This is a genomic window from Enterobacter chuandaensis (genome assembly GCF_039718975.1).
GTDB classification, from domain to species: domain Bacteria; phylum Pseudomonadota; class Gammaproteobacteria; order Enterobacterales; family Enterobacteriaceae; genus Enterobacter; species Enterobacter chuandaensis.
In genome coordinates this window covers 2,056,257-2,068,897 of record NZ_CP097173.1, presented here as the reverse complement: position 1 = coordinate 2,068,897, position 12,641 = coordinate 2,056,257, and the positions used below count along the sequence as shown (strand labels likewise).

The 12,641-nt window shown below is 56.4% G+C and carries 13 protein-coding genes; 5 read left to right on the top strand and 8 right to left on the bottom strand.

Features of this window, described 5'->3' with window-relative positions; translation table 11 throughout:
- Nucleotides 1-32 precede the first annotated feature (32 nt).
- Genes MX657_RS10090 through MX657_RS10080 form a run of 3 tightly spaced genes read right to left on the bottom strand, consistent with a single transcriptional unit; the run spans nucleotide 33 to nucleotide 2,552 of the window.
- Entirely contained in the window at nucleotides 33-845 is an 813-nt protein-coding gene (locus tag MX657_RS10090; RefSeq protein WP_119914750.1) for a MetQ/NlpA family ABC transporter substrate-binding protein, read from the bottom strand.
- 23 nt (nucleotides 846-868) lie between these two features.
- A complete protein-coding gene (locus MX657_RS10085; protein ID WP_008500617.1) occupies nucleotides 869-1,537 on the bottom strand; it encodes a methionine ABC transporter permease in 669 nt (222 codons plus the stop codon).
- Nucleotides 1,530-2,552: a methionine ABC transporter ATP-binding protein gene (locus tag MX657_RS10080; RefSeq protein WP_346808328.1), complete on the bottom strand. Its 1,023-nt coding sequence runs from the start codon at nucleotides 2,550-2,552 to the stop codon at nucleotides 1,530-1,532. The genes MX657_RS10085 and MX657_RS10080 overlap by 8 nt, the downstream gene beginning before the upstream one ends.
- A gap of 400 nt (nucleotides 2,553-2,952) precedes the next feature.
- Between MX657_RS10080 and MX657_RS10075 the strand changes: the two genes are divergently transcribed.
- The 5 genes from MX657_RS10075 (at nucleotide 2,953) to lpp (ending at nucleotide 7,825) form a co-directional block, all read left to right on the top strand.
- Nucleotides 2,953-4,323 (top strand): cystathionine beta-synthase, encoded by a 1,371-nt coding sequence (locus MX657_RS10075; RefSeq protein ID WP_346808326.1) that lies wholly within the window; start codon nucleotides 2,953-2,955, stop codon nucleotides 4,321-4,323.
- Nucleotides 4,324-4,334: 11 nt separating this feature from the next.
- The gene (locus MX657_RS10070; protein WP_346808544.1) at nucleotides 4,335-5,480 is read left to right on the top strand and encodes a trans-sulfuration enzyme family protein; all 1,146 of its coding nucleotides are present in this window, start codon (nucleotides 4,335-4,337) and stop codon (nucleotides 5,478-5,480) included.
- A gap of 175 nt (nucleotides 5,481-5,655) precedes the next feature.
- Nucleotides 5,656-5,850, top strand: coding sequence for a hypothetical protein (locus tag MX657_RS23685; protein ID WP_418721936.1), 195 nt, complete (start codon nucleotides 5,656-5,658; stop codon nucleotides 5,848-5,850).
- A 7-nt stretch (nucleotides 5,851-5,857) separates the two neighbouring features.
- Nucleotides 5,858-7,279 carry a pyruvate kinase PykF gene (pykF, locus tag MX657_RS10065; protein WP_080327350.1) on the top strand — a complete coding sequence of 474 codons (1,422 nt, stop codon included), beginning with the start codon at nucleotides 5,858-5,860 and terminating at the stop codon, nucleotides 7,277-7,279.
- A gap of 309 nt (nucleotides 7,280-7,588) precedes the next feature.
- The gene (gene lpp / locus MX657_RS10060) at nucleotides 7,589-7,825 is read left to right on the top strand and encodes a murein lipoprotein Lpp (protein ID WP_001082307.1); all 237 of its coding nucleotides are present in this window, start codon (nucleotides 7,589-7,591) and stop codon (nucleotides 7,823-7,825) included.
- 61 nt (nucleotides 7,826-7,886) lie between these two features.
- Here the strand turns inward: lpp and ldtE are convergent, their stop codons facing one another.
- The 5 genes from ldtE to sufC form a co-directional block, all read right to left on the bottom strand.
- A complete protein-coding gene (gene ldtE / locus MX657_RS10055; protein WP_080327351.1) occupies nucleotides 7,887-8,900 on the bottom strand; it encodes a L,D-transpeptidase LdtE in 1,014 nt (337 codons plus the stop codon).
- A 98-nt stretch (nucleotides 8,901-8,998) separates the two neighbouring features.
- Complete coding sequence (gene sufE / locus MX657_RS10050; RefSeq protein ID WP_346808320.1) at nucleotides 8,999-9,415, bottom strand: cysteine desulfuration protein SufE; 417 nt, start codon at nucleotides 9,413-9,415, stop codon at nucleotides 8,999-9,001.
- Nucleotides 9,416-9,430: 15 nt separating this feature from the next.
- A complete protein-coding gene (gene sufS, locus MX657_RS10045) occupies nucleotides 9,431-10,651 on the bottom strand; it encodes a cysteine desulfurase SufS (RefSeq protein ID WP_080327353.1) in 1,221 nt (406 codons plus the stop codon).
- Nucleotides 10,648-11,919, bottom strand: a complete 1,272-nt coding sequence (sufD, locus tag MX657_RS10040; RefSeq protein ID WP_346808318.1) for a Fe-S cluster assembly protein SufD — start codon at nucleotides 11,917-11,919, stop codon at nucleotides 10,648-10,650. Before sufD ends, sufS begins: the two co-directional genes overlap by 4 nt.
- Entirely contained in the window at nucleotides 11,894-12,640 is a 747-nt protein-coding gene (sufC, locus tag MX657_RS10035) for a Fe-S cluster assembly ATPase SufC (protein ID WP_346808316.1), read from the bottom strand. Before sufC ends, sufD begins: the two co-directional genes overlap by 26 nt.
- Nucleotide 12,641: the final 1 nt, after the last annotated feature.

The following is a 12,641-nucleotide window of genomic DNA, read 5'->3' as shown; positions in this document are numbered from 1 at the left end:
ACTCGTCGGGCTTCATCTGTAAAATCAGTAAATTAGTTATTTACGGGAATGACCGCGCCTTTGTATTTGGTGCGGATCCAGTCCTGAATCTCTTTCGAGTGCAGCACGTTCACCAGCGCGACAATATCTTTCTTCTTCTCGTCGCCGCGATGCACGGTAATGATGTTGGCGTACGGGTTATTTTCACCGCTCTCCACCGCAATCGGGTCGTGAACCGGGTCCAGACCGGCGTCAATCGCGTAGTTGGCGTTAATCACCACCGCGTCGCCTTCGTCGTTGTTGTACATCTGCGGCAGCAGGGACGCTTCCACGTTAGGCGTGAACTTCAGCTTTTTCGGGTTCTCAACGATGTCGCTGATGCGCGCTGTCACTTTATCGATGCCCGGCTTCAGCTTGATCACGCCCTCTTTCTCGAAGATGGAGAGAATACGGCCTTCCTCGGAAACCGCGTCACGCATGATGATCTTGCCGCCTTCCGGCAGGTCCTTCAGCGACTTGTATTTTTTGGAGTAGATGCCGATTGGCTCAATGTGGATCGCGCCCGCACTGACAAAATCGTAGTCCTTATCACCCGCGTGATCTTTCAGCACGCTGTTCAGGTAAGGAATGTGCTGGAAGTAGTTGGCGTCGATGTCATGACCCGCCAGCGCGGTGTTCGGCAGAATGTAGTCCTGGAACGGTTTGATCTCCAGGTCGATACCCTGCTTCGCCAGAATCGGCCTGGCCTGCTCCAGAATTTCTGCGTGCGGGGTGTTGGATGCGCCCACGGTCAGGGTGTCGGCCCAGGAGGCAAAGCTCAGGGCGCTCAGGGTTGCGGCGGCAATCAGTGTCAGTGTCTTTTTCATGATGTGGTTCCTGTGTGTATTTATTAGCGTTTATCTAACAGTGAAGTAATGACATCGCCGCAGAACTGGATAATGAAAACGATGATTAAAATGGTCACCGTTGCCACCAGCGTGACGTCACCATGGTTGCGCTGGAATCCTTCCAGATAAGCCAGATTTCCCAAACCACCGGCGCCAATCACCCCCGCCATTGCGCTGTAGCTCACCAGCGCAATCAGCGTCACCGTAATACCTGAAACCAGTGCAGGTGATGATTCCGGCAGTAAAACCCGAAACACGAGCGTGCTCAGTCGTGCGCCCATCGAGCGCGTTGCTTCAATGACCCCTTTGTCCACTTCACGCAGGGCGATTTCGACCAGACGTGCGTAGAACGGTGCCGCGCCAACAATCAGCGCTGGCAGCGCCGCGTTAGCACCAAGGATGGTGCCGACGACGGTCTTGGTGAACGGGATCAGCAGGACAATCAGAATGATGAACGGGATCGAGCGGAACACGTTCACCACAATCGAAATGACGCTGTAGACCGTGCGGTTGTGGAACAGCCCACCGCGCGCGGTTAAAAACAGCGCCAGGCCCAGCACAATGCCCAGCACAAACGTCGCCACGCCGGAAAGCGCGGTCATGTACAGCGTCTCCAGCGTCGCCGCCCAGAGCTGATCCCACTTGAGATGCGGAAAGAGATTCTCAGCCATGTTTAATTACCTCGCCTTCAATATCGCTGTGCTGCAGGTCGGCGAGGATATTGTTCAGTTGTTCATCGGATGCCACGACGTGCACCCAGAGCTGACCAAACACCCCGTGGGCGGTTTGCGTCATTTTCCCGTGCAGGATGTTAAACGGCAGGCCGTAGCGCAGGGTTAATTCCCCGACAATCGGCTTGTGCGTGCTGTGTCCGGTAAAGGTCAGCCTGATGACCGTGCCTTCCAGATCGTTAGCCAGTTCGGTATTGAAGGTCTCTTCCTCCGCGTACTGGCTTACCTGACGGACAAACTGCTGCGTAATGGGCTGCTGCGGATGGGTAAAGACGCTCAGCACGTCGCCCTCTTCCACCACTTTGCCGTTCTCCATCACCGCCACGCGGTCGCAGATTTTGCGCACCACGTGCATCTCGTGCGTGATCAGCACGATGGTGAGTTTGAAACGGCGGTTAATGTCTAACAGCAGATCGAGGATCTGATCGGTGGTCTGCGGGTCGAGCGCGGACGTGGCCTCATCGCAGAGCAGCACGTCGGGGTTGTTGGCCAGCGCGCGGGCAATACCGACGCGCTGTTTTTGCCCGCCGCTCAGCTGCGACGGGTACGCATTCTCGCGCCCCTTCAGGCCTACCAGCTCCACCAGTTCGGCGACGCGCGCCTTAATGTTAGCTTTTGGCACACCGGCGATTTGCATCGAGAAGGCGATATTCTCGCTCACCGTGCGCGACCACAGCAGGTTGAAGTGCTGGAACACCATGCTGATCTTCAGGCGCGCCTGACGCAGCGCTTCACCTTTCGCAGCGGAGATATCCTGCCCGTTAATGGTGACGCTTCCGGCGCTGGGTTTTTCCAGGCCGTTCAGCAGGCGAATCAGCGTGCTTTTTCCGGCGCCGCTGTAGCCGATAATGCCGTAAATCTGTCCCTGCTCAATCGTCAAATTGACGTTATCAACGGCCGTCAGCGCGACTTTTCCGTTGTCAAAAACCTTCGAAATATTCCTGAGTACGATCATTCTTATACGTTATCCGTTCCGCACATAGCGGTTTAGCAGTATGGATGTCCAAATGATAGTAAACAGGCGTTATCAGCTTTTAAATGAACAAAAAAGCATGTCTTATAACTTTCAGAAATAAACAGCGGTTTTGCCGGGTGGGAAGGATTTAGACCAATTTCAGCAATGATTATCTACCAGATGCATATCTGCTCGCTGACACCCCGTAAAAGCGGTCGTTTTTTCAGCATTCCATGCCGATATAGCCATCCCCACATCCAGACAACTTTACGTCTTGCTGTCCTGACATCCAAAATCGGCATTTATATTCCTTTCTGTTCTAAAAGGCAGTGAAAGGTTCTTTATTGCGAAAATTTCACCGCCCTATCATCCCGTCATGACATCCAGAAAGGAAAACACCATGACGATTTACCACTCCGTCACCGAACTGATTGGCCGCACCCCGCTGATCCAGCTGCATAAGCTTGATACCGGCCCCTGCTCGCTGTTTCTGAAGCTGGAGAACCAGAACCCCGGCGGCTCGATTAAAGACCGCGTTGCGCTGTCGATGATTAACGAAGCGGAGCGTACGGGCCAGCTTCAGCCGGGCGGCACGATTATTGAGGCAACGGCGGGGAATACCGGCCTCGGCCTGGCGCTCATCGCCGCGCAGAAAGGCTACTCGCTGATCCTCGTAGTGCCGGACAAAATGAGCCGCGAGAAGATTTTCCACCTGCGCGCGCTGGGTGCTCAGGTGGTGCTGACCCGCTCGGACGTGAATAAGGGGCACCCCGCCTATTACCAGGATTACGCCCAGCGCCTGGCAAATGAGCTGCCCGGCGCGTTTTATATCGACCAGTTCAACAATGAAGCCAACCCGCTGGCGCACCGCACCACCACCGCACCGGAGCTGTATGAGCAGCTTGACGGCAGAATTGACGCCATTGTGGTCGGCGTGGGTTCAGGCGGGACGCTGGGCGGCCTGCAGGCGTGGTTCGCCGGGCATTCGCCGCACACGGAGTTTGTCCTGGCTGACCCCGCCGGGTCGGTTCTCGCCGACCAGGTGGAAACCGGACGTTACCACGACGCGGGCTCCTGGCTGGTTGAGGGTATTGGCGAAGACTTTATTCCGCCGCTGGCGCACATCGAAGGGGTGAATCGCGCCTGGCGCATTACCGACCGCGAGGCCTTCACCACCGCGCGCGATCTGCTGAAAACGGAAGGTATTCTGGCGGGCTCCTCCAGCGGCACGCTGCTGGCGGCGGCGCTGAAATATTGCCAGGCGCAGACCTCGCCGAAACGCGTGGTGACCTTCGCCTGCGACAGCGGCAATAAGTATCTATCGAAGATGTTTAACGACGACTGGTTGCGCCAGCAAGGGCTCATCTCGCGCCCGCAGGCGGGCGATCTCTCCGACTACATCGCCCTGCGCCACGATGAAGGCGCTACGGTCACCGCCGCCCCGGACGACACGCTTTCCACCGTGCTGGCACGCATGCGTCTGTATGACATCTCCCAGCTGCCGGTGCTGGAGAACGGCAAGGTGGTCGGCATTATCGACGAGTGGGATCTCCTGCGGCATATCGGCGGCGACGGCGAGCGCTTTGCCCTGCCGGTGACGGCAGCCATGACGCGTCAGGTGGAATTCCTCGATAAACACGCCCCGGAGAGCGCCCTGCACGCCATTTTCGACCGCGGTCTGGTGGCCGTGATTAATGATAATGACCGTTTTCTCGGTCTGATTACGCGCAGCGACGTTCTGACCGCCTGGCGCAACCGTCTTCAGCAATAAAGGAATAGATGATGAAAAACCTGGCAACCCTCAGCGTCCACAGCGGCGCGTTTAACGACCCGCACGGCGCCGTCATGCCGCCGATTTACGCCACCTCGACGTTTGCGCAACCGTCACCCGGCGAACATACCGGCTATGAGTATTCCCGCAGCGGCAACCCGACCCGCCACGCGCTGGAAACCGCGATTGCCGAACTGGAAGGCGGCACGCGGGGCTACGCGTTCGCCTCCGGTCTGGCGGCCATCTCCACCGTGCTCGAACTGCTGGATAAAGACAGCCATATTGTCGCCATTGATGACGTATACGGTGGGACGTACCGCCTGATTGAAAACGTGCGCAAGCGCAGTACCGGCCTGCAGGTCAGCTGGGTTAAACCGGACGACCTGGCCGGGCTTGAGGCCGCCATTCGCCCGGATACGCGTATGGTGTGGGTCGAAACGCCAACCAACCCGCGGCTGTTGCTGGCGGATCTGGCGGCCATTGCGGCGATCGCCCGTCGTCATAACGTCATCAGCGTGGCGGATAACACCTTCGCGTCGCCGGTGATCCACCGCCCGCTGGAAGCGGGTTATGATATCGTGGTGCACTCCGCCACCAAATATCTTAACGGGCACTCTGACGTGGTGGCCGGGCTGGCGGTTGTCGGGGATAACAAGGCACTGGCGGATAAGCTGGGCTATCTGCAAAACGCGGTGGGCGGCGTCCTGGATCCGTTCAGCAGCTTCCTGACCCTGCGCGGCATTCGCACGCTTGCTTTGAGGATAGAAAAGCACAGCAGCAACGCGCTGGCGATTGCGCAATGGCTGGAGCAGCATCCCCTGGTCGAAAAGGTTTTCTATCCCGGGCTGGAATCACACCCGCAATATCAACTTGCCCGCACGCAGATGGCGCTGCCCGGTGGGATGATTTCCGTCGTGGTGAAAGGCGATGCGCAACGCGCTAACGAGGTGATTCGCAACCTGAAGCTTTTCACTCTTGCGGAAAGCCTTGGCGGCGTGGAAAGTCTGGTGAGCCAGCCATACAGCATGACGCACGCCTCCATCCCGCTTGAGCAACGGCTGGCAAACGGTATTGTGCCGCAGCTCATCCGCCTGTCAGTAGGCATTGAAGATCCGAGAGACCTGATTGCCGACCTCAGCCAGGCGCTGCAAAAATAAGCAAAACGCGGCAGGTCAATCACCTGCCGCCATATGTTGTCATCATGGCTTAACGCCTTGATAACAATATTATGTGAAACAACATTGATTAATTCTGAAACGCTGTTTCCATTTTCCTTTTATCTTAAAATCAGCGTATAATGCGCGCCAAATCCCTGGTGAATGGTTTCAGCGCTTGGAATACAAAAAACAACGTACAACTTCTCCTCTCCTTCGTTGGGCTGTCACTCAGGCACACTTTCTTCTGCACGCTCATTTGATGTCTCCTATCCTTAGTGCGTGTCATATACTCTTTTGCAACACAGGTTTGACTCCGCGGCGGTGCGCCCCCGGAGCGAGATTTCCATATCCTTCCCAACTTAAAGACTAAGACTGTCATGAAAAAGACGAAAATTGTTTGTACTATCGGCCCGAAAACCGAATCCGAAGAGATGCTGAGCAAAATGCTGGACGCCGGCATGAACGTGATGCGTCTGAACTTCTCCCACGGTGACTACGCAGAACACGGTCAGCGTATCCAGAACTTGCGCAACGTGATGAGCAAGACCGGTAAAAAAGCCGCTATCCTGCTCGACACCAAAGGTCCGGAAATCCGTACCATCAAACTGGAAGGCGGTAACGACGTCTCCCTGAAAGCGGGCCAGACCTTCACCTTCACCACCGACAAATCTGTTGTGGGCAACAACGAAATCGTTGCGGTCACCTATGAAGGTTTCACCAGCGATCTGTCCGTGGGTAACACCGTGCTGGTCGACGATGGTCTGATCGGTATGGAAGTCACCGCTATCGAAGGTAACAAAGTTATCTGTAAAGTGCTGAACAACGGCGACCTGGGCGAAAACAAAGGCGTTAACCTGCCGGGCGTTTCCATCGCGCTGCCTGCACTGGCTGAGAAAGACAAGCAGGACCTGATCTTCGGTTGCGAACAAGGCGTTGATTTCGTTGCGGCATCCTTCATCCGTAAGCGTTCAGACGTGGTTGAAATCCGTGAGCACCTGAAAGCCCACGGCGGCGAGAAGATCCAGATCATCTCCAAAATTGAAAACCAGGAAGGCCTGAACAACTTCGACGAAATCCTCGAAGCGTCTGACGGCATCATGGTTGCACGTGGCGACCTGGGCGTTGAAATCCCGGTTGAAGAAGTGATCTTCGCGCAGAAGATGATGATCGAGAAATGCGTTCGCGCGCGTAAAGTGGTTATCACCGCAACGCAGATGCTGGACTCCATGATCAAAAACCCACGCCCTACCCGCGCAGAAGCAGGCGACGTGGCGAACGCCATCCTCGACGGTACCGATGCAGTCATGCTGTCCGGCGAATCCGCGAAAGGTAAATATCCGCTGGAAGCCGTTTCTATCATGGCAACCATTTGCGAACGTACCGACCGCGTGATGAAAAGCCGTCTGGATTACAACAACGACAGCCGTAAACTGCGCATCACTGAAGCTGTTTGCCGTGGCGCAGTAGAAACCGCAGAGAAACTGGAAGCGCCACTGATCGTGGTTGCAACTCAGGGCGGTAAATCTGCGCGCGCCGTACGTAAATACTTCCCGGACGCCACCATCCTGGCGCTGACCACCAACGAAACCACGGCTCGTCAGCTGGTGCTGAGCAAAGGCGTGATCCCACACCTGGTAAAAGAGATCGCGTCTACCGATGATTTCTACCGTCTGGGTAAAGAAGTGGCGCTGGAGCTGGTCGATCGTGGTCTGGCACAGAAAGGCGACGTTGTGGTTATGGTTTCCGGTGCGCTGGTACCAAGCGGAACCACCAATACTGCATCCGTTCACGTGCTGTAATAATTCACGAACGAATTAATTCTGATAAAAAGCGCCCAATGGGCGCTTTTTTTATAACCGTCATTAGCCAAATTCATTCAAAAAGCAAATCGGGTTTTTCTATTTAATTGCGATTTATCTAAGATGAATCCGATGAAAAATGCCTTTTTTTACATAGCTTTTTACGCAAAATGCACTGATTCGATGCTTCTTTGAGCGAACGATCAAAAATAGGCGTATTCCCATCAAAAAAATATTCTCAACCCAAAAAAGTTTGTGTAATACTTGTAACGCTACATGGAGATTAACTCAATCTAGAGGGTATTAATAATGAATCGTACTAAACTGGTACTGGGCGCGGTAATCCTGGGTTCTACTCTGCTGGCTGGTTGCTCCAGCAACGCTAAAATCGATCAGCTGTCTTCTGACGTTCAGACTCTGAACGCTAAAGTTGACCAGCTGAGCAACGACGTGAACGCAATGCGTTCCGACGTTCAGGCTGCTAAAGACGACGCAGCTCGCGCTAACCAGCGTCTGGACAACCAGGCTACTAAATACCGTAAGTAATAGTACCTGTTAATAAAATGGCGCACATTGTGCGCCATTTTTTTTTGCCTGAGTCAAACCGCTACTGCGTCAGCTTCTCCCCTTCCTCTTCTGCTACCGCAGCAGATACCCGGCTGTTCTGCACCGACAATACGCTATTGCTGGCTGACGGGCCGCTACCTGCTGATACGATAACCGGGATCCCGGCACGGCGTGACAGGGCTTTATCAATCAGCGCCTTATCGCTTCCCGCCTGAGAAACAAAGGTCGCAAAATCTGCGGAGTGGGTAATGGGCGAAATCTGCGGGTTCTCCCCTTCCACCTGGGCCAGCGGACGGTGGACCTCAATATAACGCTTGCCGTCCGGCTCAACGGAGAATTTCACCGGCTCATTGATAATTTGTACCCGCGTGCCAACACGCACCTGCTCAAACAGGGCTTTAATATCCGGGGCGTTCATTCGCATACAGCCGGAACTGACGCGCAGGCCCACGCTGTCCGGCGCGCTGGTGCCGTGAATAAGATATTCCCCATTACCTATTCCCAGACGCAGCGCATAGCGCCCCAGTGGGTTATTTGGCCCAGCCGGAACGACGGGCGGCAATTTAATTCCCTGGGCCAGCGAACGCGCTCTGATGCCCGCCGTTGGCGTCCAGGTTGGATTAGGGATTTTTTGGCTAACGCGGGTGGTGCTCACCGGCGTTTCCAGCCCCAGCTGTCCGATGCCAAGCGGGAATACCTGGACACTATTTTCTCCCGGCGGGAAGTAGTAGAGCCGAAGCTCGGCCAGGTTCACGACAATCCCCTCGCGCGGCGTGTCCGGCAGCAGCATCTGCGACGGGATGGTGATGACGGTACCCGGCGCGGGGTTTACCGGCGCAATGGTGTTGTTCGTTTCAAGGATCACCTGCGCGGCGGTATTAAATCGACGGGCAATGGTCTGAAGCTTATTATCCCCTTCCTGTATCGTATAGGTTTGATTTTGCCCAATCAGGCGACTGCCTGCGGGCGGCAACGGGTAATCCATCGCGCGGGCCGAATTAAACGTACCGAGCGAACTGAGGAGTAATAGCGTTATTAGAGGCGCGCGCTTCATGCTGAGATTCCTTATTCACTGGCAGTGATGCCAGAAAGCTGAAAAACCAGCGAGGCGGGAACCACCTCGCGAAACAGAATGAATGCTGTTCTGTAAGTCTAGCTAAGGATTGCAGCTTTGGCGCGAATGGCGCGAATCATCGCTTCCAGCCCCTGGGAGCGGGACGGGGTGAGGTGTTGGGTGAGGGCCATTTTTTCAAACCACGGGCGGACATCAAACGCGACAATATCCTGCGCGGACATCTGGTGGTAGAGAATAAAGACCACGGCGATAAGCCCTTTCACAATCGCGGCATCGCTGTCGCCGTGCAATTCAATCGTACCGTCGCCCTTTTGCTCCATCACAATCCACACCTGGCTCTGACAGCCCTGAATAATATTATCCGGGTTATGCGCCTCTTCACCGAGCGGCGGCAGACGCTGCCCCAGCTCGATGATGTAAAGGTACTTCTCTTCCCAGCTTGCGCAACGCCCGAAGTTGCGCAGCAGTTTATCTTTGTCCGGCAGTTCTGCCATTTTTTTGCCTCTCCGTTAGCCCAGCAGCTGGTGAATGCGTTTCAGCCCCGCCACCAGCCTGTCGACCTCTTCCGTTGTGTTGTACATCACCAGTGAGGCGCGACACATTGCCGGCACCTGGTAAAACGCCATCAGCGGCATGGCGCAGTGGTGCCCGGTACGGACGGCCACGCCGTAGTTATCGAGGAAACTCCCTACATCATAGGCGTGATGTTTCCCCAGGTTAAACGCAATTACGCCTAACCTGTCGGCAGGCCCGTACAGGGTAAGATCCGGCACGCTGGCAAGCTCCTGCAACGCGTAGTGCATAAGCTGCCGTTCGTACTCCTGAATGGCGTCCAGGCCGATTGCGGAGACGTAAGAGACCGCCGCGCCCAGACCGATAATCCCGCCGGTGTTGGGCGTTCCCGCCTCAAAGCGCCACGGGGCGCGAGCGTAGGTGGTTCCTTCGGTCAGGCTGACGGTGGCGATCATCGATCCGCCCCCTTCCCACGGCGGCATCGCCTGCAGGATGTCCTCTTTAACGTAGAGCACGCCGATGCCGGTTGGACCATAGAGCTTGTGCCCGGAGAACACGTAGAAATCGCAGTCCAACGCCTGCACGTCAACCGCGTGGTGCATCACCGCCTGCGCGCCGTCAATCAGCACCTTTGCACCGGCCTGATGGGCTTTTGCGATAATCTCTGCGACCGGATTTTCGGTACCCAGCACGTTAGAAACCTGGGTGACGGCCACCAGCCGGGTTTTATCGTCCAGCAGGGCGTCAAGCTGCGCAAGCTGCAGCGTGCCGTCTTCGTTCAGCGGAATCACCCGCAGCTGCGCGCCGACACGCTCGCAGAGCATCTGCCACGGAACAATATTGGCGTGGTGCTCCATCTGGGTGATGATGATGTTATCGCCCGCGTGAACCTGAGCGTTGCCCCAGCTGTTGGCAACAAGGTTAATCCCCTCGGTGGTGCCGCGCACAAACACCAGCTCTTCCGGCGATTGCGCGTTAAGGAAGGCCGCAATTTGCGTGCGCACGTTCTCCATGCGCTGGGTCGCCTCAGCGCTCAGGGTATGAATACCTCGATGCACGGCGGCGTAGCCGTGGCGGTAGAACTCCGCTTCCGCATCCACCACCTGATTCGGCTTCTGCGCACTGGCCGCGCTGTCGAGATACGCCAGCGGCAGGCCGTTCACTTCACGGGTCAGAACCGGGAAATCTGCCCGTACCTTCTCTACGGGAAAACTCATGCTTCGCCTCCGGGCAGACGCTGACCAATGCGGGCCAGCACCTGCTGCTTCAGTACGCCATCGCGCAGCGCTTCCGTCAGCTCCGCCGCAAAGGCATAGATAATCATTTTCTGCGCCGCATGCCGGTCAATACCGCGCGAGCGCAAATAGAACATCTGTTCGTCGTCGATCCGCCCGACCGTCGCTCCGTGGCTGCATTTCACGTCGTCGGCGTAGATCTCCAGCTGCGGTTTGGTGTCCACCTCCGCAAGGCGCCCCAGCAGCAGATTGTTGTTGGTCATCTGGCCGTCGGTTTTAATGGCGTGCTGGGCCACGTTAATCAGGCCGTTAAACACCGCGCGGCCTCTATCGCTGACGATGGTTTTGTGCAGCTGGCGGCTGTTGCAGTAGCCTTTGTTGTGCTCAAGCCAGGTGCGGGTGTCGCACACCTCTGCTTTAACCGGCATCGCCAGGCTGTTGATGCGCAGCGTGGTATTTTCACCGTTAAGCTGCGTGCTGGTGTTGTGGCGCAGCACCGCGCCGCCGAGCAGGAAGCTGTGGCTGTACGCCGCGGCATCCTGGCCCAGCAGGATATCGTTATGCGCAAAGTGGTGGCTCAGCGGGTTCTCAAACGCCAGCTTAATGTGGTGAAGCTGCGCATTCGCGGCGACGTTCATCGTCAGACGGGAGCCGGTAAAGTGGCGGGTCTCGTTGAGGCTGACGTAATGCTCAATCACCGTGGCCTCGGCCCCTTCAGCCAGCTCAAGATGATGGCGATAGTGGGCAGTATTGATTTCATCGCCCTCTACGCCCTGGGTGATATGCATCAGCAGCAGCGGTTTTGCCGGGCGCTGGTTACGCTTAACCTGAATATGCGTCACGCTGCGGGCCAGGCTCTCGGTCAGGTGCAGGAACACTTCAGGCTGAACCGGGGCGCTCAGGGTCTGGCGATCGTCATTAATCACGATCCCGAACCCGCTATCCTGGGTATCGTCGCTCAGTTCAGGACGGTAGACGCCGTCGACAAAGACCAGACGCACCGCGTCCACCGTCAGCGCCAGGGCATCACGCCGGGCCGGGCTGATGTCCGCCAGCCGCATCACGAACTCGCCGTTCAGCAGCCCGTCCAGCGGAGTGTATTTCCAGTTCTCATGTTTACGCGCCGGCAGGCCGAGACGCAGCATTTGCTGCAGGTGCTGCTGCGCCTGCCCGGAGCGCGTATTACCCTGCGCTTCAAACAGCCGGTGCCACTGCTGGAGTGCATTACTGCTGTTCGGTAAGCCAGCCATAACCCTGCTCCTCCAGTTGTTTAACCAGCGTGAAATCACCGGATTTCACAATGCGTCCCTGGTAAAGCACGTGGACGTAGTCCGGCTTGATGTAGTCAAGAATGCGCTGGTAGTGAGTGACGATAATGAACGAACGTTTGCCGTCGCGCAGGGCGTTCACCCCATCAGCGACAATCTTCAGGGCGTCGATATCCAGACCGGAGTCCGTCTCATCCAGAATGCACAGCTCGGGCTCCAGCACCGCCATCTGCAGGATGTCGTTACGCTTTTTCTCGCCGCCGGAGAAGCCAACGTTAACCGAGCGGGTCAGCAGGTCTTCCGGCATTTTCAGCAGCTTGATCTTATCTTCCATCAGGTCCTGGAAGTCAAAGCGGTCCAGCGCTTCCTGGCCGCGATACTTGCGCACCGCATTCAGCGCCGTCTGCAGGAAGAACTGGTTGCTGACGCCGGGAATTTCCACCGGATACTGGAAGGCCATAAAGATGCCCTCGCCCGCGCGGTCCTCCGGCGACATTTCCAGCAGATCTTTACCGTTAAACTCGACCGAACCGTGGGTTACTTCGTAATCTTCGCGCCCTGCCAGCGTCGCCGAAAGCGTACTTTTCCCGGAACCGTTCGGCCCCATGATGGCGTGGACTTCACCCGGCTTGACGTCAAAATTGAGACCGCGCAGGATCGCTTTCTCTTCCACGCTAACCTGTAAATCTTTAATACTTAACATG

What these genes read in the sequence shown, in the direction of transcription:
- MX657_RS10090 (WP_119914750.1), bottom strand. Translation starts at nt 845, where the DNA reads ATGAAAAAGACACTGACACTGATTGCCGCCGCAACCCTGAGCGCCCTG.
- MX657_RS10085 (WP_008500617.1), bottom strand. Translation starts at nt 1,537, where the DNA reads ATGGCTGAGAATCTCTTTCCGCATCTCAAGTGGGATCAGCTCTGGGCG.
- MX657_RS10080 (WP_346808328.1), bottom strand. Translation starts at nt 2,552, where the DNA reads ATGATCGTACTCAGGAATATTTCGAAGGTTTTTGACAACGGAAAAGTC.
- MX657_RS10075 (WP_346808326.1), top strand. Translation starts at nt 2,953, where the DNA reads ATGACGATTTACCACTCCGTCACCGAACTGATTGGCCGCACCCCGCTG.
- MX657_RS10070 (WP_346808544.1), top strand. Translation starts at nt 4,335, where the DNA reads ATGAAAAACCTGGCAACCCTCAGCGTCCACAGCGGCGCGTTTAACGAC.
- pykF (WP_080327350.1), top strand. Translation starts at nt 5,858, where the DNA reads ATGAAAAAGACGAAAATTGTTTGTACTATCGGCCCGAAAACCGAATCC.
- lpp (WP_001082307.1), top strand. Translation starts at nt 7,589, where the DNA reads ATGAATCGTACTAAACTGGTACTGGGCGCGGTAATCCTGGGTTCTACT.
- ldtE (WP_080327351.1), bottom strand. Translation starts at nt 8,900, where the DNA reads ATGAAGCGCGCGCCTCTAATAACGCTATTACTCCTCAGTTCGCTCGGT.
- sufE (WP_346808320.1), bottom strand. Translation starts at nt 9,415, where the DNA reads ATGGCAGAACTGCCGGACAAAGATAAACTGCTGCGCAACTTCGGGCGT.
- sufS (WP_080327353.1), bottom strand. Translation starts at nt 10,651, where the DNA reads ATGAGTTTTCCCGTAGAGAAGGTACGGGCAGATTTCCCGGTTCTGACC.
- sufD (WP_346808318.1), bottom strand. Translation starts at nt 11,919, where the DNA reads ATGGCTGGCTTACCGAACAGCAGTAATGCACTCCAGCAGTGGCACCGG.
- sufC (WP_346808316.1), bottom strand. Translation starts at nt 12,640, where the DNA reads ATGTTAAGTATTAAAGATTTACAGGTTAGCGTGGAAGAGAAAGCGATC.